The organism is Caulobacter sp. SRI_014 (assembly GCF_057586315.1).
The window spans coordinates 1-2121 of sequence record NZ_JBYCZQ010000021.1 but is presented as its reverse complement, the minus strand read 5'-3'; the positions used below and the strand labels follow the sequence as shown (position 1 = coordinate 2121).

At 67.1% G+C, this 2121-nt stretch carries 2 protein-coding genes; one reads left to right on the top strand and one right to left on the bottom strand.

Going from position 1 to position 2121, the window contains the following annotated elements:
* Positions 1-14: 14 nt before the first annotated feature.
* On the bottom strand, positions 15-1190 hold the full coding sequence (locus tag AC2YG9_RS22430; RefSeq protein WP_487300222.1) for an alpha/beta hydrolase: 1176 nt from the start codon (positions 1188-1190) through the stop codon (positions 15-17).
* A 95-nt stretch (positions 1191-1285) separates the two neighbouring features.
* Between AC2YG9_RS22430 and AC2YG9_RS22425 the strand changes: the two genes are divergently transcribed.
* On the top strand, positions 1286-1753 hold the full coding sequence (locus tag AC2YG9_RS22425; protein WP_487300221.1) for a cupin domain-containing protein: 468 nt from the start codon (positions 1286-1288) through the stop codon (positions 1751-1753).
* Positions 1754-2121 lie beyond the last annotated feature (368 nt).

Below are 2121 nucleotides of genomic sequence, written 5' to 3'. Positions count from 1 at the left end.
GTTTGGGTCCGAGCTTACCGGCGGCTGGCCGTGTCGAGCTCCTCCAGCCAGGCGAGGATCAGCGGCGCGGCGGCCAACATGGAGGCATCATGCCCCACGGCGCCGACGTCGATCGCTTTCGCATTGCCGCCCCGCGCCTGCATCTCCCTGGCGCCGATCAGGGCCTCGTCCGGCACGACATCCAGATCACGCGATCCGTAGTAGAGCCGGAGCGGCGCGTGGGGCGTGAAGTCCGTCAGGGCGGCGCTGTGGAAGGCGTCGGTGTACCAATGGGGCCGTCCGGCGTCGTAGGCGGCGAGAAAGTCCGGGGTGAACATCCGCCTCGGCTCCGCCGGCAGGGCGTTGAGGATTTCTTTCGGCGAGGCCCCCGCGAACAGCCGCTCGGTGAGTGCGGCGTGCTGCGGCGTCAGCACACTGTCCAGCCGCTGGCCATAGTAGGCTGACTGCCCCCAGGCCGCGTAGGCCAGGTAGAGGGAATGGGAGGGAGACCCGCCCTTCATCGCCGCGCGAAGCGAGAGCCGGTCTGGGTCATAGGGGCCGGCGACCGGCGCGGCGCCGAGCACGGGCTTGCCCTCGGCCTCGAGCTTCCGCATGGCGACCAGGCTGGCCCAGCCCCCTTCGGAAAAGCCCGACAGGAAGACGGCGTTACCCGGGACGCCTTTCACCTTGCGAGCAGCGTCGATCATACCGACCACCGATACGGCCACCGGATCCGAGACATAGTAGGGGTGGCGACCCGTCGAGCCTCCGAGGCCCGGATAGTCCGGGGCCACCAAGGCATAGCCATTGCCGGCGAACAGGATGGCGGCGGCCAGGCCTGTGCCGTCCGGCTTCGACGGCACGGCGCTGCGTGTCGTGGTGGTTCCGTGCTGGAAGCTGGTCAACCGGCGCGGCGCGACGCCGCGGGGCAGGGCGAGGAGCCCGCTCAGTTGCAGGACCTGGCCGCGGGCGTCGATGGCGGAATACTCCATCCGGTAACAGTCGATGGCATAGCGTACCGGCACACCCTTGACCCCGGACAAGGTCAGCAGGATGCGGGCCTTCAGGGGCGAGATGGACTGCAGGTAGGTAAGCGTGACGCCCTCGGGCGCCTGGAGACGCGGCGGCCTGCCCGGGCAGAAGATCAGCCAGACCACCAGGATCCCGGCCGCGGTCGCCAAGGCGATTCCGCCAATCCAGATCACGCGCATAAGCCCCTCCCATGCGGATAGGGCAGTAGAGGCCAAGCGCCGCGAAAAGACCAGCGCGGCTGGTTCAAGCTCGCGGCGGCCAGTAGGCTGGAGGCATGAGCAAGAAGATCGATCTCGCCGCCGTCCCGGTGCAGACGGGTAGCAGCTATCCCGCGCCGTTCCATGAGCCGTGCATGCCGCAGAGCTATCAGAAGCTCGGCAAGCACGCCGGCCTCACCGAGTTTGGCGTCAACCTGACCGTCTTCCAGCCGGGCGCCTGGTCCAGTCAGCGGCACTGGCATACGCATGAGGACGAGTTCGTCTGGGTGGTCGAGGGCGAGCTGGTGCTGGTCACCGATTCCGGCGAGGAGACCTTGAGGGCCGGCGATTGCGCGGCCTTTCGGCGCGGCGATCCCGACGGGCATCATCTGATCAACCGGACGGACAGGCCGGCCAAGGTGCTCGAGGTCGGCAATTCAAGTCCGTTGGATGTATGTACCTACTCCGACATCGACATGGTCGCCGGGCCAGGCGAGGAGGGCTATCGGCACAAGGACGGGCGGCCCTATCCGGAGCGGACGTGACCGCCGGGGACGCCAGCGTTCTGCGAAGAATCTGTGTCAGCGGGGTTGCCAGCCGGGCAGGGACCCCATAGAAGGCGCCTCTGCTTAGCACGGCTCGCGCCGCCAACGAGGGCAGGGGATTTCTTCCCTTGCAATTCCGGCAGCGATGAGTATGTTCCGCAGCCTCAATCGACTTGGTCAGCGACCTGGAGGGATGCCTCGGCTTCCCTGGGTGGCAGGTTTTGTCTCTGAGGACAGGCGGTTTCTTCGGAAACTTTCGGTCTGCGAGAAAAACAAAATCGGGCGGTTGACACTAACGGAGCGGCCAAATAGAAGGCCGCCTCTCGCCGCCACCGGGCGCTAAACGGTGGGGCCGGCAAGCCGGTCTG

Coding starts and splice junctions, on each gene's coding strand:
- AC2YG9_RS22430 (WP_487300222.1), bottom strand. CDS start 1,190: ATGCGCGTGATCTGGATTGGCGGAATCGCCTTGGCGACCGCGGCCGGG.
- AC2YG9_RS22425 (WP_487300221.1), top strand. CDS start 1,286: ATGAGCAAGAAGATCGATCTCGCCGCCGTCCCGGTGCAGACGGGTAGC.